This is a genomic window from Nocardioides sp. NPDC000445 (genome assembly GCF_040300245.1).
Lineage (GTDB): Bacteria > Actinomycetota > Actinomycetes > Propionibacteriales > Nocardioidaceae > Nocardioides.
Map to the genome: position 1 here is coordinate 107,674 of NZ_JBEPDH010000009.1, position 19,185 is coordinate 126,858.

The 19,185-nt window shown below is 70.8% G+C and carries 17 protein-coding genes; 6 read left to right on the forward strand and 11 right to left on the reverse strand.

Annotation, left to right across the window (positions count from 1 at the left end):
* Nucleotides 1–73 precede the first annotated feature (73 nt).
* The 4 genes from ABT304_RS14120 to ABT304_RS14135 form a co-directional block, all read right to left on the reverse strand.
* On the reverse strand, nucleotides 74–1,402 hold the full coding sequence (locus tag ABT304_RS14120) for a TetR/AcrR family transcriptional regulator (protein WP_350716022.1): 1,329 nt from the start codon (nucleotides 1,400–1,402) through the stop codon (nucleotides 74–76).
* A gap of 99 nt (nucleotides 1,403–1,501) precedes the next feature.
* Nucleotides 1,502–1,936: a MaoC/PaaZ C-terminal domain-containing protein gene (locus ABT304_RS14125; RefSeq protein WP_350716024.1), complete on the reverse strand. Its 435-nt coding sequence runs from the start codon at nucleotides 1,934–1,936 to the stop codon at nucleotides 1,502–1,504.
* Complete coding sequence (locus tag ABT304_RS14130) at nucleotides 1,933–2,382, reverse strand: FAS1-like dehydratase domain-containing protein (protein WP_179658635.1); 450 nt, start codon at nucleotides 2,380–2,382, stop codon at nucleotides 1,933–1,935. The genes ABT304_RS14125 and ABT304_RS14130 overlap by 4 nt, the downstream gene beginning before the upstream one ends.
* Entirely contained in the window at nucleotides 2,382–3,506 is a 1,125-nt protein-coding gene (locus ABT304_RS14135; RefSeq protein ID WP_350716025.1) for a phosphotransferase family protein, read from the reverse strand. Before ABT304_RS14135 ends, ABT304_RS14130 begins: the two co-directional genes overlap by 1 nt.
* 87 nt (nucleotides 3,507–3,593) lie before the next feature.
* Here ABT304_RS14135 and ABT304_RS14140 point away from each other — a divergent pair, with 87 nt between their 5' ends.
* The 6 genes from ABT304_RS14140 (at nucleotide 3,594) to ABT304_RS14165 (ending at nucleotide 11,518) form a co-directional block, all read left to right on the forward strand.
* Nucleotides 3,594–4,676: a TIGR03857 family LLM class F420-dependent oxidoreductase gene (locus ABT304_RS14140; protein WP_246321488.1), complete on the forward strand. Its 1,083-nt coding sequence runs from the start codon at nucleotides 3,594–3,596 to the stop codon at nucleotides 4,674–4,676.
* 82 nt (nucleotides 4,677–4,758) lie between these two features.
* A complete protein-coding gene (locus tag ABT304_RS14145; RefSeq protein WP_179658633.1) occupies nucleotides 4,759–6,189 on the forward strand; it encodes an aldehyde dehydrogenase family protein in 1,431 nt (476 codons plus the stop codon).
* 14 nt (nucleotides 6,190–6,203) lie between these two features.
* Entirely contained in the window at nucleotides 6,204–7,340 is a 1,137-nt protein-coding gene (locus ABT304_RS14150; RefSeq protein WP_179658632.1) for an NDMA-dependent alcohol dehydrogenase, read from the forward strand.
* A 1-nt stretch (nucleotide 7,341) separates the two neighbouring features.
* On the forward strand, nucleotides 7,342–8,520 hold the full coding sequence (locus ABT304_RS14155; protein WP_350716027.1) for a CaiB/BaiF CoA transferase family protein: 1,179 nt from the start codon (nucleotides 7,342–7,344) through the stop codon (nucleotides 8,518–8,520).
* Nucleotides 8,517–10,007 carry a class I adenylate-forming enzyme family protein gene (locus ABT304_RS14160; protein ID WP_179658630.1) on the forward strand — a complete coding sequence of 497 codons (1,491 nt, stop codon included), beginning with the start codon at nucleotides 8,517–8,519 and terminating at the stop codon, nucleotides 10,005–10,007. Before ABT304_RS14155 ends, ABT304_RS14160 begins: the two co-directional genes overlap by 4 nt.
* Nucleotides 10,007–11,518 (forward strand): AMP-binding protein, encoded by a 1,512-nt coding sequence (locus ABT304_RS14165; RefSeq protein WP_350716028.1) that lies wholly within the window; start codon nucleotides 10,007–10,009, stop codon nucleotides 11,516–11,518. Before ABT304_RS14160 ends, ABT304_RS14165 begins: the two co-directional genes overlap by 1 nt.
* Before the next feature lies 1 nt (nucleotide 11,519).
* Here ABT304_RS14165 and ABT304_RS14170 read toward each other — a convergent pair whose 3' ends face one another.
* The 7 genes from ABT304_RS14170 to ABT304_RS14200 form a co-directional block, all read right to left on the reverse strand.
* Nucleotides 11,520–12,545: an LLM class F420-dependent oxidoreductase gene (locus ABT304_RS14170; RefSeq protein ID WP_350716029.1), complete on the reverse strand. Its 1,026-nt coding sequence runs from the start codon at nucleotides 12,543–12,545 to the stop codon at nucleotides 11,520–11,522.
* Nucleotides 12,542–13,312, reverse strand: coding sequence for an enoyl-CoA hydratase-related protein (locus tag ABT304_RS14175; RefSeq protein ID WP_350716030.1), 771 nt, complete (start codon nucleotides 13,310–13,312; stop codon nucleotides 12,542–12,544). Before ABT304_RS14175 ends, ABT304_RS14170 begins: the two co-directional genes overlap by 4 nt.
* A gap of 132 nt (nucleotides 13,313–13,444) precedes the next feature.
* The gene (locus ABT304_RS14180) at nucleotides 13,445–14,845 is read right to left on the reverse strand and encodes an amidohydrolase family protein (protein WP_350716031.1); all 1,401 of its coding nucleotides are present in this window, start codon (nucleotides 14,843–14,845) and stop codon (nucleotides 13,445–13,447) included.
* Nucleotides 14,842–15,990 carry a CoA transferase gene (locus ABT304_RS14185; protein WP_179658625.1) on the reverse strand — a complete coding sequence of 383 codons (1,149 nt, stop codon included), beginning with the start codon at nucleotides 15,988–15,990 and terminating at the stop codon, nucleotides 14,842–14,844. Before ABT304_RS14185 ends, ABT304_RS14180 begins: the two co-directional genes overlap by 4 nt.
* A complete protein-coding gene (locus ABT304_RS14190) occupies nucleotides 15,977–17,014 on the reverse strand; it encodes an enoyl-CoA hydratase/isomerase family protein (protein ID WP_350716032.1) in 1,038 nt (345 codons plus the stop codon). The genes ABT304_RS14185 and ABT304_RS14190 overlap by 14 nt, the downstream gene beginning before the upstream one ends.
* A gap of 53 nt (nucleotides 17,015–17,067) precedes the next feature.
* Nucleotides 17,068–18,234 (reverse strand): acyl-CoA dehydrogenase family protein, encoded by a 1,167-nt coding sequence (locus tag ABT304_RS14195; RefSeq protein ID WP_350716033.1) that lies wholly within the window; start codon nucleotides 18,232–18,234, stop codon nucleotides 17,068–17,070.
* Between the two features lie 12 nt (nucleotides 18,235–18,246).
* Complete coding sequence (locus ABT304_RS14200; RefSeq protein WP_179658624.1) at nucleotides 18,247–19,089, reverse strand: 3-hydroxybutyryl-CoA dehydrogenase; 843 nt, start codon at nucleotides 19,087–19,089, stop codon at nucleotides 18,247–18,249.
* Nucleotides 19,090–19,185 lie beyond the last annotated feature (96 nt).

Sequence of the window (19,185 nt, forward strand, 5' to 3'; positions counted from 1 at the left end):
ATCGAATCAAGAGGTAGCGAGAATTCCAACGGAAGACGGCGCTTTTCCGTGGGCGGCGGGGCGGATCGAGGTGTCAGATCGTGTGGCTGAAGAAGCCGCGTCTGATGCACGCGACCAGCAGTTCGATGATCTGGTCGTCGGTGGCGTCGGGCGCCATCTCCCGGAGTGCCTCAGGCAGCCGGGTGATCAGGGCGCGCAGGATCAGCGCGCCGGCCACCGGATCGAACGGATAGGTCCGCTGTGCCGAGGTCAGCGCGGCTTCGAGGGCGAGATCCATCGAAGCCTGGGCGTGTGCGCCGATAGCCGCGATCAGCTCGTCGTCGGTGGTCTGCTCGGTCCAGACGTCGATGGAGCCGCTGTACTTGCCCAGGTAGGCCATGAAGTCGCTCAACCACGTGCGAAGCTCGGTGTCATCGTCTGCACCGAGGTCGAGGCCGCGCATGCGGTCCGCCAGCTCGAGCGCTCGGCCGGCGGATTCGACGGTCACGGCGAGCAACAGGTCCTGCTTCTCGCTGAAGTACTTGTAGAACGTGCCGCGGGCGAAGCCGGCGTCGGCGACGATGTCGTCCACGCTCGTGCGGAAGTACCCCTTGCTCGTGAACTGCGCCGCACCTGCGTCGACAAGGCTGCGTACCGTCGCCGCTGCGCGCTTGCTCAGTGCTTCGGTGCGCTCCTCGACGGAGATCCCAGCGGTCTTGGGCGCGGGAGGGGACTCGATGGGCTCCGACCCGACGGTGCGATGGGCCAGACTCCCGAGGACCGTGTCAGACGACTGTGGGAAGACCAGCAGCTGGAGGAACAGCGACAGGTTCGAGATCAGGAGATCGGGATCGGCGTCGTAGACCCGATCGGTGTGGATGTAGAGGTTGAGTCGGTGGACCAGGGCGCTCACGACAGTTGCGGCGGTCACCGGATCGATGCCGTCGACCTCGGCGTCCTCGAGTCGCTCTGCGAGTCGCTTGTTGTACTTGGTGATGAAGCCCATGACTTCGGGACCGACCTCGGTGTCGACGGAGGCCACCACCGCCCACTGCACGAACATCGTCCGGTACTTCTCGAAGACCCAGCTCCACTCGCCGAGCCACCAGTGCAGGTTGTCGAGACCGATCTCGGTCGGGCCGAGCTGGCCGATCCGGCGGGCGACGCGGATCAACGCGGCGCCGCACTCGTTGAGGAGCTCGACGAAGATCTCGTCCTTGCCCGGGAAGTACTGGTAGAGCGTCGCACGCGAGACTCCGGCACCCTTGGCGATCGCGTCGACCGAGGTGTTGAAGAACCCCTGTTCCGCGAAGAGGCGCAACGAGACATCGACGATCTTTCGGCGTGTGTCAGCACCGCGTCGGCCCACCTCGGGGCTGGACGGGCCATAGCTGGACCGGCGGACGATCGTGTTATCTGACATAGGTGACCAGTGTAGGGCCTGGGCGCTTCCGTGTGGTGGCACGCCGTGCTTCGGCTGTGTCATGACGTGTGTCCGCCTCCGTTCGCAGTCGTCGGGCGGTCAGGATGCCTGCGGCGCGGGAACCAGGAAGTCGGCGGACCCGCTGATCGCCACCGCACCGGTCTGACGGGTACAGTTGAGCGACACGGTGACCAGCCGGCTCCCGTCCTCCTGCTCGCTGACCTGGTCGATCCGGCCGGAGCAGGTCAGCACGTCGTCGGGCCACACCTGCTCCCGGAAGCGCACCTGGAAGCGGTGTACGTTCGCGGGGCCCAGCCAGTCGGTGGCGAAGGTCGCGAGCAGGGCTGATTGATGCATGCCCTGGGAGAAGACCGACGGGTTGCCGGCCGCGCGGGCCATGGTGTCGTCGTAGTGCATCGGGTTGAGGTCGCCCGAAGCGCCGGAGTAGCGGACGAACATCTGACGGGTCAGCGGCCCGAACTCGCGCGGTGTCGCGGTGGTGCCGGGGACGAGGGCGATGGTCTGCTCGGTCACGAGGGGTCTCCCTTGGGGGCGGTCTGGATGAAGGTGGCGCGTGCCTCGGCGACCAGGTCGCCGGCCGGCGTACGGAACTCGGTGACCACCACGGCGAAGCTCATCTCCCCACCCCGCTTTCCGGGCTTGGTGTAGCGGTCGGCGACCCGCTCCTGGGCGACCAGGGTGTCGCCGGCGCGGGGGAGCGGTCCGTGGTAGAGGTACTCCTGCTCGCCGTGGAGCAGGCGGCGACGGTCGAACCCGACCACGACCCGGCTTCCCGGCGGCGCCCAGGTGGTCGCGGTGGTGAGGAACGTGGGCGGCACGATCGCGTCCGGTCCCTGGTAGGCGGCGCTGTCGGACTGCATCGCGGCGGCGAACTCGCGGATCTTGCCGCGCTCGACATGCACCTCGAACGGGGTTCCGACTGCGCCGACCGGCGAGGCCTCGGGGGTGGCTGTCGTCATCAGGTGGTGCTCCTTGTGGTGGTGTGCTCGGTGCTGGTGCGCTCGGTGAGGTAGTCCTCGACGAGCGCCAGGGCGGTTGCGGGGTAGCTGCGCGCGGTGGCCTCGTCGAGGCCGTCTGCGATGAGCAGGGTGGCGAGCCGATTGGTGATCAGACTCATCACCACCGCGGCGAGGAGGCGGTAGTAGCCGATGTCGCCGGTGAGCTTCCCGCCGAGCTCCTTGTAGCGTCGCAGGATCTCGGCGTCATCGGGCGTGCCGGGCTGGCGGGCGAAGCCGAGGGACTCGCACAGGTAGCGCTCGAACATCAGCCACCAGCCGACGTCGATGTCCGGCGGTCCGGTGGTGGCACCCTCCCAGTCGAAGAGCGCGGCGACGGAGAGATCCTCGGCGAAGCAGATGTTGCCGACGCGGGCATCACCCCAGACGACGCCCTCGGCGCTCGTGGTCGGGCAGGTCGTCACCAGGACGTCGAGGGCGCGTTGGATCAGGTCGGCCCCGACGGCGAGGTCGTCGGCGCACCAGGCGTGCCAGGCGAGCAGGTCGTCGAGGTAGCGCTGGAGGGCCGTCCTGTCGGCGGGGGCCTCGGGTCCCCGCAGGAATGAGAGGTCCTCGGCCGCGTTGACGGCGTGCACCGCGACCAGCGACCTCAGGGCGTTGTCGTAGAACAGCGCCCGCTCGGCCTCGGTGAGCTCGGTCGTCCAGCCACGCTTGTGCCAGCTGGGTACGTCGGAAGGGACCCGGCCGTCGACGCGGCGCATCAGGTAGAACGGCGCCCCCAGTACGGCCGGGTCCGGCTCGGTGAGTACCACCTCGGGGGTCGTCACACCCGGATGGCGGCCGAGCCGGCGCATCACCTCGGCCTGCCTGATCGCGTCGGGCGCCACGAAGACCTGGTGGACCTGGCTCTGCATCCGCAGCACCAGATCGTGCCGGGCCTCGTGCCCGTCGGCGGTCCAGGACGCGGTGAAGAACGCCGTCATGCCCGAGTATCCGGCATCGGGCGCGGTGAGGGAGGAGAGCATGAAGTCCTCGTGCCCAGCCGGCGCCAGGCGCTCGGGCAGCCAGGCGAGCAGGCGCTCGTGAAGGTCGCTCTCCCGTGTCTCTCGGTCGCTCGGACCGGCCATCTCGACTCCTCCTCGCAGGCGCTGCGCCGGTCTCGATCTGGACCGACCTCAGTGGTCATAATTGACCATCACTGTCAGAATAGCGTCATGACAGAGCAAATGAACAGGGCGTCGAGGGCCCATGCACGCGACGTCGGCAGCGCTCCGGCCACGGTGCCTCTGGGTGCGTACGCCCTACCGGGCCGCGTCTCCGACCCGACCCTCGGCATCGAACAGGCACAGGCGGCCGAGCGCCTCGGGTTGGAGACGCTGTGGCTCAGCGAGCGCTGGGGCACCAAGGACTTCGGCGTGCTGGCCGGCGCATTCAGTCAGGCCACCGACCGCATCCGCATCGCGGCCGGGGTCACCCACCTGCAGTCCCGGCACCCGGCGATGCTCGCCTCGATGGCGATGACGGCCCAGGCGCTCTCGGGCGGTCGGCTCGTCCTCGGTGTGGGACGCTCGGTCGACGCGATGTGGTCGGCGGTCGGACTGCCGAAGGCGACCAACGCCTCGATCGTGGACTCGCTCGACATCTTCCGGCGGCTGTGCCGTGGCGAGAAGGTGAAGTACGACGGTCCGGCGGGAACCTTTCCCTCGCTCCGCCTCAACGACCTCCCTGACCAGCCGGTTCCGCCAGTGGTCTTCGCCGCGATCGGCCCGAAGGGGCTCGCCTTGGCGGGCCGGCACTTCGATGGCGTACTCCTGCATCCGTTCCTGACGCCGGAAGCGGTCGGTCGCTCGGTCGCCACGGTGCGGGAGGCCGCCGACCAGGCGGGGCGTGACCCCGACGCGGTGCGCGTCTACGCCACCGTGGTGGCGGCCTCGGGCCTGCCGCCCGAGGAGGAGGCGGCGGTCGTCGGCGCCCGGGCGGTCACCTACTACCAGATCCCCGGCTTCGGAGAGCAGCTCGCGCGGGTCAACGGCTGGGACGTCCGCGACCTGGAACGGCTGCGCGCGCACCCGACCCTGGCGGGCATCAGGGGCGCCGCCGACTCGGTGCGTACGCGGGCTGAGCTGACCGGGGTCGCGCAGGCACTCCCGGCCCCGTGGGTCGAGGACGCCGCGGCCCTCGGGTCGCGGGACGAGTGCCTGGCGACCTTCGAGCGCTATCGCGCGGCTGGTGCCGACGAGCTGGTGCTCCACGGCAGCACACCCGACCAGCTCGGCTGGCTTCGGAGGGATCTCTGACAGGCCTTGCGCAGAAGTGACATTACTGCCAGAATCACGCAGTGTGGGCGGCGTCACATGCCGTCTTTCGGAGAGGAATCGCATGTACGACTACCTGGGCAGCTACATCGCCGGGTCCTGGGTCCCCAGTGCAGGAGACCCGCTCGCGGTGACGTCGCCGGCGAGCCTCGAGACGATCGGTCATGTCAGCGTCGCCACTCGTGACGACGTTGACGCCGCCGTGCGAGCCGCCCGGGCCGCGCTGGCCGACGAGAAGTGGGCGAGCACCACACCGGTCGAGCGCGGTGCGCTGATCGGCCGGCTCGCGGACGCGCTGGAGAAACGCGCCGCCGACTTCGGCAACCTGGTCTCCGCTGAGGTGGGGTCACCGCGCAAGTGGGCGACCATGGGCCAGATCGGCACCGCCCTCGGCGTGCTGCGCACCTACGAGAAGCTCACGGGCGAGCACACCTTCGAGGAGACCCGCCGCTCGATGCTGGGTGGCGAGGTGGTTGTCCGTCAGCTGCCCGTCGGCGTGGTCGGCGCGATCGTGCCGTGGAACGCTCCGTTGTTCACCGCCCTGCTCAAGCTCGCCCCCGCCCTGGCCGCCGGCTGCACCGTCGTGCTCAAGCCGTCGCCGGAGGCGCCGCTGACGGTCTGCAAGCTCACCGAGCTCTTCGACGAGATCGGCCTCCCGCCCGGCGTGGTCAACATCGTCCCCGGTGACGTCGCGACGGGGGAGGCCCTGGTGGCCAACCCCGGCGTCGACAAGATCAGCTTCACCGGCTCCACCGCCGCGGGCAAGCGGATCGGTGCGGCCTGTGCGGCAGACGTACGCCGGGTCTCGCTCGAGCTCGGCGGCAAGTCGGCCGCGATCCTGCTCGACGACCTCGACCTCGACCGCCGCACCGTCACCGGCATCGTGAACGGCGTGATGGGCAACGCCGGGCAGATCTGCGTCGCCCAGACCCGCATCCTCGCGCCCCGTTCGCGCTACGACGAGGTGGTCACGGCGCTCGCCGAGGCCACCGACGCACTCGTGCTCGGCGACCCCGCCGACCCGGCCACGCAGATCGGCCCGGTGATCTCCGAGGACGCGCGCGACCGGGTCCGGCGCCACGTACGGGAGGCCGCCGAGGCGGGCGCCCGGGTCGCGACCGCGGTCGGCGACGAGCCCGGCCCGGGATGGTATCTCCGTCCGGTCGTGCTCGCCGACGTCACCAACGACATGGCCGTCGCCCGCCAGGAGATCTTCGGCCCGGTCGCGGTCGTCATCGGCTACGACACCGTCGAGGAGGCCGTCGCCGTGGCGAACGACTCCGACTACGGGCTCGCGGGCGCGGTCTGGTCGGGCGACCGCGAGCGTGCCTATGAGGTCGCCGCCCAGCTGAGGGTCGGCTCCGTCTCGGTCAACGCCGCGTCGCCGATGGACCTCGGCAGCCCGTTCGGCGGCTTCAAGCAGTCCGGCATCGGCCGGGAGGGCGGCCCGGAGGCGATCAGCGCCTTCCTCGAGCCCCAGACCATCATCCGCTGAGAGGAACCAGACACGTGGAGACCCAGGCCGCAGTCCTGTGGGAGCGCAACGCTCCCTGGTCCATCGAGACCATCGAGCTCGACCCGCCCAAGGCCGAGGAGGTGCTGGTCGAGCTGCACGCCTCGGGCATGTGCCACTCGGACGAGCACATCGTCACCGGCGACATGCCGTTCAGCCTGCCCTGCATCGGTGGGCACGAGGGCGCCGGTGTCGTCCTCGAGGTCGGCGAGCACGTCTCCTGGCTCAAGCCCGGTGACCACGTCGTCTTCGGCTTCATGCCCTCGTGCGGCCGCTGCCCCTCGTGCGCGAGCGGCCACCAGAGCCTGTGCGACCTCGGCGCCAAGATCTACAGCGGACGCCAGATCTTCGATGACACCGCCCGCCACCACGTACGCGGCCAGGACCTGGCGCTGGCCTGTGGCGTCGGCTCGTTCTCCCACCACACCGTGGTCCACGAGGCCAGCTGCATCAAGATCGAGCCGCATCATGCGCTCGACCGGGCCTGCCTGCTCGGCTGTGGTTTCGTGACCGGCTGGGGCTCGGCGGTCTACGCCGCGGACGTACGTCCCGGGGACACGGTCGTCGTCGCCGGCGTCGGCGGCATCGGTGCCGCCGCCGTCCAGGGCGCCCGGCTCGCCGGCGCCCGCACGATCACCGCGATCGACCCCTCGGAGTTCAAGCGCGAGCAGGCGGTCAAGATGGGGGCGACCCATGTGGCGGCCTCCTGGGAGGAGGCCCGCGAGGTCGTCGCCGAGGCGACCTGGCACCGTGGGGCCGACAAGTTCATCTGCGCGATGGGCGTCGGGCAGGGCGACCTGATCGGGCAGGCACTGGCGATGACGGCCAAGCGTGGCCGAGTCGTCGTCACCAACATCCACCCGATGACCGAGCGGTCGATCTCCGCGAACCTGATGGATCTCACCCTGATGGAGAAGCAGATCGTCGGCACCCTCTACGGCTCCGCCAACCCGCGCTACGACATCCCGCGCCTGCTCGAGCTCACCAGCGCGGGCGACGTCGACCTGGACGCGATGGTCACCCGCACCTACCCGCTGGCCGGCATCAACGACGGCTACGACGACATGCGGGCAGGCCGCAACGTACGGGGCGTGCTGCGCTACCCGGCCGCCGACCGTCAGCCGAGCGCCTGAGATGAGCTCGCCGACCCCCGCCGGCCCGCTCGCCGGACTGCGCGTGCTCGAGCTCGCCGGCATCGGCCCGGCGCCGTACGCCTGCCTGCTCCTGGCCGAGCTGGGGGCCGAGGTCATCCGGATCGACCGGGCTTCGAGCGTGGGCAAGCGGCCGACACCGCTGCAGCGCAGCCGCGCGAACCTTGCGGTCGACCTCAAGACCGAGGCGGGCCGAGGCCTCGTGCTGCGGATGGTGCGCGACGCCGATGTCCTCGTCGAGGGGTTGCGGCCGGGCGCGACCGAGCGGCTCGGCCTGGGCCCCGATGACTGTCTCGCCGTCAATCCGAGCCTGGTCTACGGCCGGATGACCGGCTGGGGACAGGACGGGCCGCTGGCCCGGACCGCGGGCCACGACATCACCTACGCAGCACTCACCGGTGCGCTCCACGTCACCGGTGGCGCCGACAAGCCGCGGCAGGCGGCCAACCTGGTTGCCGACTTCGGCGGCGGCGCGATGTTCCTGGTGACCGGCATCCTGGCGGCGCTGCACGAGCGCACCACCAGCGGGCGTGGCCAGGTCGTCGACGCGGCGATGGTCGACGGGGTCAGCTCGCTGATGACCGTCATCTACGGCCAGCACGCGCTCGGGCAGTGGCGCGACGAGCGCGAGGCCAACCTGCTCGACGGCGGGCGGCCCTACTACGACACCTACCGGTGCGCCGACGGCCGTTTCGTCGCGGTCGGCGCGATCGAGCCGGACTTCTTCGCCGCCCTGATGAAGGGCACCGGTCTCGACTTCGACCAGCACGACCGCGACGCGTGGCCGGCGATGCGGGCCGCGCTCGAGGAGACGTTCGCGAGCCGCACCCGCGACGAGTGGGCGGAGGTCTTCGCCGAGACCGATGCCTGCGTCGCGCCGGTGCTCAGTCTCGCCGAGGCGCCCGAGCACCCGCACCTGCGCGCCCGCGGCGTCTTCGAGCCCGACGCCGACGGCTCCCGGCCTCGGGTCGCGCCGCGCTTCTCGCGCACGCCCGGCCTTCCTCCCGGCGATCCGCACGTCGCCGGCCAGGACAGCCGGACCGTCCTGACAGCCTCCGGCCTCGCCGAGCACGAGATCGATGACCTGGTCGCCGCAGGCGTGGTCCGTCAGGCGAGCGATCGCCCCACCCCAACGTACGAACTGATGGAGACCCGGCAATGAACCTGACCATGCTGCTGGAGATGGCCGCCGACGGATTCGGCGACCGCGTCGTGATCGGACGCCGCGAGGACGGCCTGACGGCCACCGGCCTTCGTGAGGCGGCCCTGCGCGGCGCCGCGGAGATCGAGGCCCACGGCGCCGACGCCGTCGTCTACCTGGCCGCCAACGGACCTGCCTTCCCCGTCGCGATGTTCGCGGCCGCGTATGCCGGAGTGCCGCTGGTGCCGCTCAACTTCCGGCTGGGCGTCGAACAGCTCGAAGGGCTGCTCGAGAAGCACCCCGGCGCGCTCGGCATCGGCGACACCACGGCGCTCCCGATCCTGGCGCGTAGCGGCATCGTCGCGCTCGGGGTCGAGGAGTGGCTCGTCCGGACCACCTTCGGTGGGGAGGTGGACGAGCGGTTCGTCGACAACGACGTCCCGGCGGTGGTCATCTACACCTCCGGCACCACCTCGGCGCCCAAGGGCGTGCTGCTGCGGCACGGCAACCTCACCTCCTACGTCCTCAGCACCGTGGAGTACGCAGGGGCCGGGGATGACGAGGCGGCGCTGGTCAGCGTTCCGCCTTACCACATCGCCGCGGTGGCGAACGTGATCACGAACCTGTACGCCGGTCGCCGGGCGATCGTGCTCGAGCGGTTCACCCCTGAGGAGTGGCTCGACCTCGTTCGCGACCAGGGCATCACCAACGCGCTCGTCGTGCCGACGATGCTCAGCCGGATCGTGGACTGCACCGCCGACAAGTCGGTGCCCACGCTGCGTACGCTCGCCTACGGCGGTGCCCCGATGCCGGGCGCGGTGATCAACCGGGCGCTGGCGCTGTGGCCGCACATCGACTTCGTCAACGCCTACGGCCTGACCGAGACCAGCTCGACCGTCGCCGTCCTCACCCCCGAGGACCACCGCGAGGCACAGGCCGCCGACACCCCCGACGGCCGGGCTCGGCTCTCCTCGGTCGGTCGCCCCGTCCCCGGCGTCGAGATCCAGATTCGCGGCATCGACGACGACGTTCTGCTCCCCGGCCAGCCGGGCCGGATCTGCGTACGCGGCGAGCAGGTCTCTGCCGAGTACGCCGGCATCGGCCGTCTCGTCGACGACGACGGCTGGTTCGACACCCGCGACGAGGGCTACCTCGACGAGGAGGGCTACCTCTTCATCGGCGGGCGCAGCGACGACACCATCATCCGCGGTGCGGAGAACATCGCCCCGGCCGAGATCGAGGACGTCCTCTTCCGGCACCCGGCCGTTGCCGACGCCGCCGTGGTCGGCATCCCCGACGAGGAGTGGGGTCACCGGATCACCGCGGTGGTCGTGCTGCGCGTGGGGGCCGAGGCCGACGCCGAGGAGCTGCGCGAATTCGTCCGCGAGCGGCTGCGGTCGAGCAAGACCCCCGACGAGATCGCCTTCTGGAGCGAGATGCCGCGCACCGAGACCGGCAAGCTGGTACGCCGCCACGTCGTCGCGCAGTTCTCGGCGGAGCGTGTCTGATGGACCTATCCGTGTGGGCGGGCGAGCAGCCCGACAAGGCGGCGGTGATCGACGCCGCCGGTGCAGTGATCACGTACGCCGAGCTCGAAGCGGCCTCCAACCGGATCGCCCACCTCTTCCGTGAGCTCGGGCTGAGCCGCGGTGACCACATCGCGATCCTCTCCGAGAACCGGCTCGACCTGTTCCCGGTGCTGTGGGCCGCACAGCGCACCGGCCTCTACTACACGCCGGTGAACTGGCACCTGACCGCAGGGGAGGCTGCCTACGTCGTCGAGAACTGCGGCGCCCGGCTGGTCGTCGCGAGCGCGACGCTGGCCGACCTGGCCGCCGAGCTGCCCGAGGTCGAGCACCGGTTCTCGCTCGGCGGTGCGGTGCCCGGCCACGAGCCGCTGGAGCCGCGGGTCGAGTTGCTGCCCGCGACGCCGGTCGAGGACCAGTCCGAGGGCTGCTACATGCTCTACAGCTCGGGCACCACCGGGCGTCCCAAGGGCATCCTGCCGATGATGCCGGATGCGCCCTTCGGCACCGGCATGCCGTTCGACCACCTGATGCAGTCCGCCTTCGGCTTCTCGCCGGAGACCATCTATCTCAGCCCGGGACCGCTCTACCACGCTGCACCGCTGGGCTGGAGCCTCGGCGCGATCCGCGCCGGCGGCACGACGGTGATCATGGACCGCTTCGACCCTGAGATCGTGCTCCGGCTGATCGAGCGCGACAAGGTCACGCATGCGCAGTTCGTGCCGACCATGTTCGTCCGGATGCTCAAGCTGCCCGACGACGTACGCTCCACGTACGCCTTGGACTCCCTGCGCCTGGTCATCCACGCGGCCGCGCCATGCCCGGTCGAGGTCAAGCGGGCGATGATCGAGTGGCTCGGCCCGATCCTGGTCGAGTTCTACGCCGGCAGCGAGGGCAACTGCTTCTTCAGCATCGACAGTCCCACCTGGCTCGACCACCCCGGCTCGGTGGGCCGCTCGGTGCTGGGCGTCGTGCACGTCTGCGACGAGAGCGGCCGCGAGCTGCCGACGGGCGAGGTCGGCCAGCTCTGGTTCAGCGACGCGTCCCCGTTCGAGTATCACGGCGACCCGGAGAAGACCGCGGCCGCCTTCGACGCGCGCGGTTGGTCGACACTCGGGGACCTGGGCCGGGTCGACGAGGACGGCTTCCTCTACCTGGCCGACCGGCGCACCGACCTGATCATCTCCGGTGGCGTGAACATCTATCCCCGCGAGATCGAGGAGGCGCTGATCCTGCACCCCTCGGTCGCCGACGTCGCGGTCCTCGGTGTGCCGGACGTGGAGTTCGGCCACCGTGTCCACGCCGTCGTATCGCCCGCCGACGGGATCGTGCCCGGGCCCGAGCTCGAGGCCGAGCTCACCGCGTACGTCCGCCAGCAGGTCGCCGGCTTCAAGATCCCGCGCTCGTGGGCCTTCGAGGACGTGCCGAGGCTGCCGAGCGGGAAGATCCTGCGCCGGGTGCTGCTGGAGCGCTTCCGCTCGGAGGCGGTCTGACCTACAGCACCAGCTCGGCCATCGTCCTCAGCAGCGGCAGGTCGCCGGACACCAGCAGAGTGGTGGCCGGAGACTCCTGCCAGGCCGCGAGGTCGTCGCGGATCTTCTCCTTCGGTCCGACCAGGCACATCTCCTCGACCATCGCGGTAGTGACCGCAGCGACCGCCTCGCCCCTGTGGCCGGCCAGGAAGAGGTCCTGGATGCGGGTGGCCTCGCGCTCGTAGCCGAGCCGGCAGAACTTCTCGAAGTGGAAGTTGGCGCTCTTGGCGCCCATCCCACCGACGTACAGGGCGATGGCGGGGCGCAGCCGGTCGGCGGCGGCCTCGACGTCGTCGTCGATGGCCACGCTGACCATCGGCAGTATCTCGAAGTCCTCGGGCGTGCGTCGCGCGCCCGGCCTCGACCACCCCCGGCGCAGCTGGTCGAGCGCGTCGTCGACCTGCGTGGGGGAGAACAGGATCGGCAGCCATCCGTCGGCGATCTCCGCGGCCAGCTCGACGTTGCGGGGGCCCTCGGCGGCGAGCAGGATCGGCGGCCCCGGCTTGCGCGGGTGGGTGATCAGCCGCAGCGGCTTGCCGAGACCGGTTCCGCCGGGGTGCGGCAGCGGGTAGTGAGGGCCGGCGCTGGCGACCGGGTCCTCGCGGGCCAGGGTCTGCCGGACGACGTCGACGTACTCGCGGGTCCGGGCGAGGGGGCGCGGGAACGGGGCGCCGTACCAGCCCTCGACGATCTGCGGGCCGGAGACTCCCAGGCCGAGGGTGAAGCGGCCTTCGCTGAGGTGGTCGAGGGTCATCGCCGCCATTGCGGTTGCCGTCGGCGTACGCGCCGAGAGCTGGGCGATGCTGGTGCCCAGGCGCAGCCGGGTCGTGACGCTGCCGAACCACGCCAGCGGCGTCAGCGCGTCGGACCCGTACGCCTCCGAGGTCCACGCCGAGTCGTAGCCCATCGCCTCCACTGCGGCGAGAGTGGCGGGTACGTCGTGGGGCGGCGTCGCGCCCCAGTAGCCCAGGTGCCAGCCCAGCTTCATCGCACGTGCCGGTCATCGGCGTGGGCGCGCCGGAGGACCTGGTCGCGGCGCTCGGTGATCGTGGATGCGACGGCACCGTGGAATCCGCCGCGGGCGGCATGCTCGTAGTGCTGCTCCAGGGCCTCGTCGGCGGGCAGGCCATCGTTCTCGCGCCAGTCCTGGCGTAGGGCCGCGACCATCGCCGGGTCCTGGTCTGCGATGGCGACAGCGAGGCTTCCGGCGACATCGAGCAGCTCGGCGGGCGACACCACATGGTTGACCAGGCCGATCCGGAGAGCGGTCGCAGCGTCGACGAAGTTGCCGGTCAAGGACATCTCGCGGGCCCAGGCCGAGCCGACCCGCCGGGGCAGCTGCACCGCGACAGGGCCGGGGTAGACGCCCACGCGAAGGTGGGTGTCGGCGAAGCGGGCGCGCTCGGAGGCGACGATGAAGTCACACGCCAGCGCAAGCTCGAGCCCGCCGGCCACGGCGGGGCCGTTGACCGCCGCGATGACCGGCACCCGTGAGGCGGCGGTGGTGGCGATGAACGGCGGGATGTCGGTGATCCGCTCGACCCCTGGGTCGCGCAGGTCGAGACCTGCGCAGAAGGCCGGGCCGGCGCCGGTCAGCACGATCGCCCGGGCATCCTGGGCGGCCTCGATCGCCGCACAGGTCGCGGAGGCCAGGTCGGCGTTCATCGCGTTGCGCCGTCCGGGCCGGTCGAGGGTGATGACCACGACGTCGGCGTCGCGCTCGATCCGGACCAGGTGGTCCTCGCTGGCAGTCATGGCGACTCCTTGGAGTTGACTGTTTCTGACACTACCGCCATATTCGATCAGTGTCAGCGGAGCGATCCCAGACGGACGCGCGGCCATGAAGCCGTCCGTCAGATTGTCGAATCTGACACATGGTACGTATATCTACGCCCGGCCCGTCTCAGTCGGCTCTCCGGCGATCCACACCGCCCGGACGTGGTCGCGGCTCGGGGCGGCGAGTGCTGCGGCGAGCGGTCTGTCGAGAAGCACGAGGTCGGCGGGCAGGCCGGGTGCGATCCGGCGTGGTGCGCCACCGGGGTCGTCGGCCGGGCTGAGGTAGCCGGCGAGCGCCGTCGCGGCGCTGACCCTCTCGGCGGCGCCGACGGTCCGGCCCAGGGAGGTGGCGCGGCTGGTTGCCGACCGGATGACGCGCCACGGGTCGGGGTCGCCGTACGGGGCGTCGCTGGAGCAGGCGACCCGAACACCGTCGGAGAGCAGCCCGGCGTACGGATAGAGATGAGGTAGGTCGGCGGGGTCGACGTCACGGAGGTAGTCCTCCCCGCGGGTGCGCAGGAAGTCCGGCTGGGTCACGACCGCCACGCCGAGCCGCGCCAGGCCGGCACCGAGGCCGTCGGGAACCACGGCGGCGTGTTCCACCCGGTCGCCTGCGAGCGCTCCGACCTCCTCGAGCGCGACCACGGTGAGCACCAGCGACTCGCGGGTGACACAGTGCACGGCGACCGGGCGTCCTGCTCGGTGGCTGTGGGCGATCTCCGCGGCCAGGTCGTCGAAGTCGGGCAGGTCGTGATCGCGCAGCAGCAGCTTGCGCGGGCCGCCGGTGAGGCCGGCGGGCAGCGCGGCGCCGGTGGGCGCGCCGAGCAGGGTGAGCCGCTGCGGGACCGCGCCGCTGTCGGCGGCGACGGCGAGCAGGTCGACCGCCGCGGGGTCGAGATCGGGGGTGGCGTCGGTGAGCCCGGTGATGCCGTAGGACGCCAGCCGCCGGGCCGTGGCGGCCAGGTCCGGGGGTGAGTGGGGGAGAGCCGGCCGGAGCCGGTCGTCGTAGCGCCACAGGCGTCCGGTGGGGTTCCCGTCGCCGTCGCGCTCGACATCGGCGGTGTCGTCCAGTACGTGCTGGACCCGATCGAGCGCGGCGCTGTTGAGCATCCACAGTGCGCCGCTGCGGTGCTGGACCCGCACCGGTACGTCGCTCCTGATCCGGTCCAGCGTGTGCCGGTCGAGCGGGCCGGAGATCGACTCGTGGTAGCCCACCCCGCGCACCCAGCCGGCCTGTGCGGGCGCTCGGCGGAGTGCGTACACGAGGCCGGACGTGTCGTGCGCGGCGGCGGGGGAGCAGTCGACGGATTCGGCGGCCCGGGCCAGGGCGAACAGGTGGATGTGGTGGTCGTGCAGGCCCGGCAGCAGCGCGCCGCCGTCTCCGCCGACCACCTGGGCGATGCTCTTGCGGTGGATCTGTGGGGGCTGCAACCCGGTGACTCGCCCGTGGGCCAGGTGGACGTCGCAGCGCCTGCCATCCACCTCGACGTCGGCTATGACGAGGGGCGTCATCCGTCCGCCTGCCGGGGCATCGGCGGTGCGACCGGGACCGCACCCTCCGCGTACTCGACCCACCAGCCATCCCGCCGCCGGACGACCTGATGCTCGGGTGTGCCGCCCGTGGCGGCCTCGCTGGCCACATGGAGCATGGAGACGTCGATCAGCATGGCCTCCTCCCCGGTCAGGGCCGCCTGTGCCGCGACGGCGGCGGCCACGCCGGCGAGCGGGTCGGCGAGCGCGTCGCCTGCTGGAAGCAGGTCGCCGCCGTCGGGAACCACGAGGCCGGCCGCGGCGGCCACGTCATCACCGAAGCCGACGGCGTCGGAGTCCCGCCCGCGAGCGGTGATGCTGATCCAGCACGTGCCGCCCGCGACGATGTCGGCGGCGTCGAGGCCGAGCTGGCGCAGCGCACGTGGCCGGGAGGCCTCGAGGACCAGGTCCGCGGAGGCGACGAGGTCACGCAATTGGTCGCGCTCGGTGGTGAAGTCGAGCCGGACCGCCTCATGGCCGGCATGGAGGAGCTCGAAGAACGCGGGTGGGCCCGAGCGGGCGCCGTCGGGGCGGGCCGTGCTCTCCACCTTGATGACCCGAGCGCCGAGGCGACCGAGGAGATGGGCGCACAGCGGCCCGGCCCACAGACTGGTGAGGTCGACCACGAGCGGCTGCTCGCGCACCGCCCGGTCGCCGATCGTCGTGACGACGACGCCAGGCCGGTCGGCCGGAGGGTTCGTGGGTACGACGCCCCCGGGCAGGCCGAGCAGCTGGATCCGTTCCTCGGCTTCCGCCGCCGTCGTAGCGCGCAGCCAGCCTGCCACGGCAGACCAGGGGTCCTCCGCCGGTCGGCTGTCGCTCTCGGCGACCAAGGCGGGGACCAGGTCGACATCAGATTCCCGTGCCAGCGACAACCCGACGTACCCATCCTCCGCCGGCAGCACTCGAAACGCTCCGCCGCACGACCACGGCCCGTTGCGGCCCAGCCCGGCGTACGCCGCCCGCTCGCCGAGCAATCCGGGGATCTCGAACCCCAGCCCGGCGAGCTGCTCGCGGACCTGCAGGGCCGCGCGACCGGGGGCAAGCAGCGGAGGGCCACTCGGGCGGCCGGTCAGCGCCATTGCGCCGGAGGCCGCCCACGCTGCCACCGGGTCAGAGCCGGCCATCGACCAGCCCCCACTCCAGTGCCGTCCCCACCCCGATCCGGTCCCCGGTCAGGGCCAGGAACGCCGTACGCCACGGTCCGATCCGCTGCGTCAACGAGACCGTCCCACCCGCGCCCGGGATGAGGCCCATCGCGAGCTCGGGCAGCTGGAAGAACGCATCGTCGCGCGCCACCACCTCGGCTGCGAACGACGGCACCTCCACCCCCGCACCGATGCACGCCCCATGGACCTCGACCCGGACCCGGTCTCCCAGTTCGTGCATCAGTCGTCCAGCGCTGCGTCCGAGGCGTACGAGATGGGCGGCGGCGGGATCCGCGGCGGTCCCGAACTCGGCGAGGTCGCCGCCGGAGCAGAAGGAGCGGCCTGCCCCGCGGAGCACGACGCTGCTCAGGCTGTCGTCGGCCAGGGCCAGCTCCAGACCCTCGATGAGCCCGTCGCGGACCGCCCGGCCGAACGCGTTATGACGCTCGGGTCGGTTGAGGGTGATGGTGAGAATGTCGCCGTCTCGGTCGAGCAGGACCGGCCGGCTGTCGTCGGGCACGGGGGCGGTCGGTGTACGGGCTCGCCAGGCCCGGAACTCGGATCCGGCGAGAAGGGTCGAGTAGGCCAGAGACTCCAACTGGAGGTGATCGGCCACCGTTCCTCGAGGGGCCATGCGCAGGAGATTCGCAAGGGTCAGCGCCGCGGTAGGCGCTGTCCGAACGGTTGCGCTGATGCGCTCGAGTGCGTCAGTGTCGGCAGGCACCCAGGCGTGACCCGGGCCAGCCGGGGCCAGAGTTGTCGTGAGGGCCTTGAGCAGCGGCGCGAGGCTCGGCGAGACTGGTTCCGTGGCGATGCCGACCGTCACTACGGTGGGCTTGGACTGCTCGCTGCAGGCGCGGGAGACCAGCTCGGGAGGCGCGTCGCGGGCGGCGTCGAGATCGACGACGGCGAGCGGACTCTGGTCAGGGTCACCGGTCAGCACTGCCGCACCGTGTGCCAGCGCGCCCAGGTCGGTGACTCCGCTCGTGTTCGTGATGCCCACGACGACGGATCTTGCCACCGTTCACCCGGTTCCGTGTAGGGCAGGCCGGAATCTCAGCGTGCGAGCAACGCGCGTGCCATGACCAGTCGCTGAATCTGATTGGTGCCCTCGTAGATCTGTGTGATCTTGGCGTCACGCATCATGCGCTCGAGGGGGAAGTCGCGCGTGTAGCCGCATCCTCCGAGGAGCTGAACGGCATCGGTGGTGACCTGCATCGCGACGTCGGAGGCGAAGCACTTCGCAGCCGCTCCGAAGAACGACAGGTCGGGGTCGCTGCGCTCCGACTTCGCCGCGGCGACGTACACCATGATGCGTGCCGCCTCGAGCTTCATCCCCATGTCGGCGAGCATGAACTGCAGGCCCTGGAAGTCGCCGATCCTCTTGCCGAACTGCTTGCGTTCGCGCACGTAGTCGAGCGCATGGTCAAGGGCACCCTGGGCGATGCCGACGGCCTGTGCGCCGATGGTCACGCGCGTGTGGTCCAGGGTCTGCAGGGCAAGCTTCAGTCCCTCACCCTCCCGGCCGACCATCCGATCCTCCGGGATCCGTACGTCGTCGAATCGGAGCTCTCGGGTCGGGGACCCCTTGATGCCCAGCTTCCGCTCCGGAGCGCCGAACGTGAAGCCCTCGTCGTTGCGTTCCACCACGAACGCGGTGACGTTCGCGCCTCGGCGCCCGTCGGGGTCGGTGACGGCGAGGACGGTGTAGTACTCGGCCGCGCCGGCGTTCGTGATCCACGACTTCTGGCCGTTGAGGACCCAGTCGTCGCCTGCCCGGGTGGCGCGGCACTTCATGGACGCCGTGTCGCTGCCGGCTTCGCGTTCGGAGAGCCCGTAGGCGAACAGCGCATCGCCGCGCGCGACGGGAGGGAGGTAGGTGGCCTTCAGTTCCTCCGACGCCCCCAGCAGCAGCGGCATCGTCCCCAGCTTGTTCACCGCGGGGATCAGCGAGGAGGAGGCACACGCGCGGGCCACCTCCTCGATGACGATGCAGGTCGCGAGCGCGTCGGCGCCGGCGCCTCCGTACTGCTCAGGAATATGGGGGGCGTGGAAGTCCCCGGCACGTAGCGCGTCGTACGCGGCCTGGGGGAAGGTGCTGTTCTCGTCGACCTGAGCCGCCTCGGGCGCGATCTTGCTCTCGGCAAGCGCACGCACCGCCTCCCGGAGATAGCCGTGCTCCTCGCTGATCCGGAACATGTCGAAATCGGACGTACTCGTCATGGTCTGCCTGCCTCAGTAGTTGTAGAAGCCGCGGCCGGCCTTGCGGCCGAGGAGACCGGCGTCGACCATGCGGAGCAGCAGCGGAGGAGCGGCGTACAGGGGCTCCTTGAACTCCTCGTAGAGGGAGTCCGCGACTGCCTTGGTGGTGTCGAGCCCGATCAGGTCCGCCAGGGCCAGCGGGCCCTGCGGGTGGGCCGCCCCGAGCACGAGTCCGCGGTCGATGTCCTCAGCATCTGCGAACCCCGACTCGAGCATGCGGATCGCCGAGAGGACGAACGGGATCAGCAGTGCGTTGACCACGAAGCCGGCGCGGTCGGGGCAGTCGATCGCCTCCTTGCCGAGGACATCCTGGACGAACCTACGCGACCTCTCGGTGACGTCGGGCGAGGTGATCAGGGACGGGACGAGCTCGACGAGCTTGAGCACCGGGACAGGGTTGAAGAAGTGGATGCCGATCACGTTCTCAGGACGCGTGGTGGCGACGCCGAGCTTCATGATCGGGATCGATGAGGTGTTGGAGGCGAGGATCGCGTCTGGCGACTCGACGATCTTGTCGAGCTGAGTGAACAGGTCGGTCTTGGCCTGCTCGTCCTCGACGATCGCCTCGACCACGACCTCGCGGTCGGCCAGCGCGTCGAGCGAGATCTCGAGCCGGATCCGTTCCAGCACCGCGGCGGCCGAGCCGATCTTGCCCTTGTCCTCTGCGCGCTTCAGCGACTTCGTCAGACGTGCCTGTCCGGCCTCGGCCGCCGGCGCGCTCGACTCCACGACGACCACCTCCATCCCGGCTCGTGCCGAGACCTCCGCGATGCCCGCGCCCATCAGGCCGCAACCGACTACGCCGATCCTGTTCACTGTTCTGCTCTCTGTTGATCGAAGCGGGGATGGTCACACACGGGCAGCGGATCAGGACTTGCAGTGACTCACTTGCCTCTTGGACATCTCCCAGGA

Excerpts from the sequence above, each read along its gene's own strand:
- ABT304_RS14120 (WP_350716022.1), bottom strand. The coding sequence starts at position 1,402 with ATGTCAGATAACACGATCGTCCGCCGGTCCAGCTATGGCCCGTCCAGC.
- ABT304_RS14130 (WP_179658635.1), bottom strand. The coding sequence starts at position 2,382 with ATGACGACAGCCACCCCCGAGGCCTCGCCGGTCGGCGCAGTCGGAACC.
- ABT304_RS14135 (WP_350716025.1), bottom strand. The coding sequence starts at position 3,506 with ATGGCCGGTCCGAGCGACCGAGAGACACGGGAGAGCGACCTTCACGAG.
- ABT304_RS14140 (WP_246321488.1), top strand. The coding sequence starts at position 3,594 with ATGACAGAGCAAATGAACAGGGCGTCGAGGGCCCATGCACGCGACGTC.
- ABT304_RS14145 (WP_179658633.1), top strand. The coding sequence starts at position 4,759 with ATGTACGACTACCTGGGCAGCTACATCGCCGGGTCCTGGGTCCCCAGT.
- ABT304_RS14155 (WP_350716027.1), top strand. The coding sequence starts at position 7,342 with ATGAGCTCGCCGACCCCCGCCGGCCCGCTCGCCGGACTGCGCGTGCTC.
- ABT304_RS14160 (WP_179658630.1), top strand. The coding sequence starts at position 8,517 with ATGAACCTGACCATGCTGCTGGAGATGGCCGCCGACGGATTCGGCGAC.
- ABT304_RS14165 (WP_350716028.1), top strand. The coding sequence starts at position 10,007 with ATGGACCTATCCGTGTGGGCGGGCGAGCAGCCCGACAAGGCGGCGGTG.
- ABT304_RS14170 (WP_350716029.1), bottom strand. The coding sequence starts at position 12,545 with ATGAAGCTGGGCTGGCACCTGGGCTACTGGGGCGCGACGCCGCCCCAC.
- ABT304_RS14175 (WP_350716030.1), bottom strand. The coding sequence starts at position 13,312 with ATGACTGCCAGCGAGGACCACCTGGTCCGGATCGAGCGCGACGCCGAC.
- ABT304_RS14180 (WP_350716031.1), bottom strand. The coding sequence starts at position 14,845 with ATGACGCCCCTCGTCATAGCCGACGTCGAGGTGGATGGCAGGCGCTGC.
- ABT304_RS14185 (WP_179658625.1), bottom strand. The coding sequence starts at position 15,990 with ATGGCCGGCTCTGACCCGGTGGCAGCGTGGGCGGCCTCCGGCGCAATG.
- ABT304_RS14195 (WP_350716033.1), bottom strand. The coding sequence starts at position 18,234 with ATGACGAGTACGTCCGATTTCGACATGTTCCGGATCAGCGAGGAGCAC.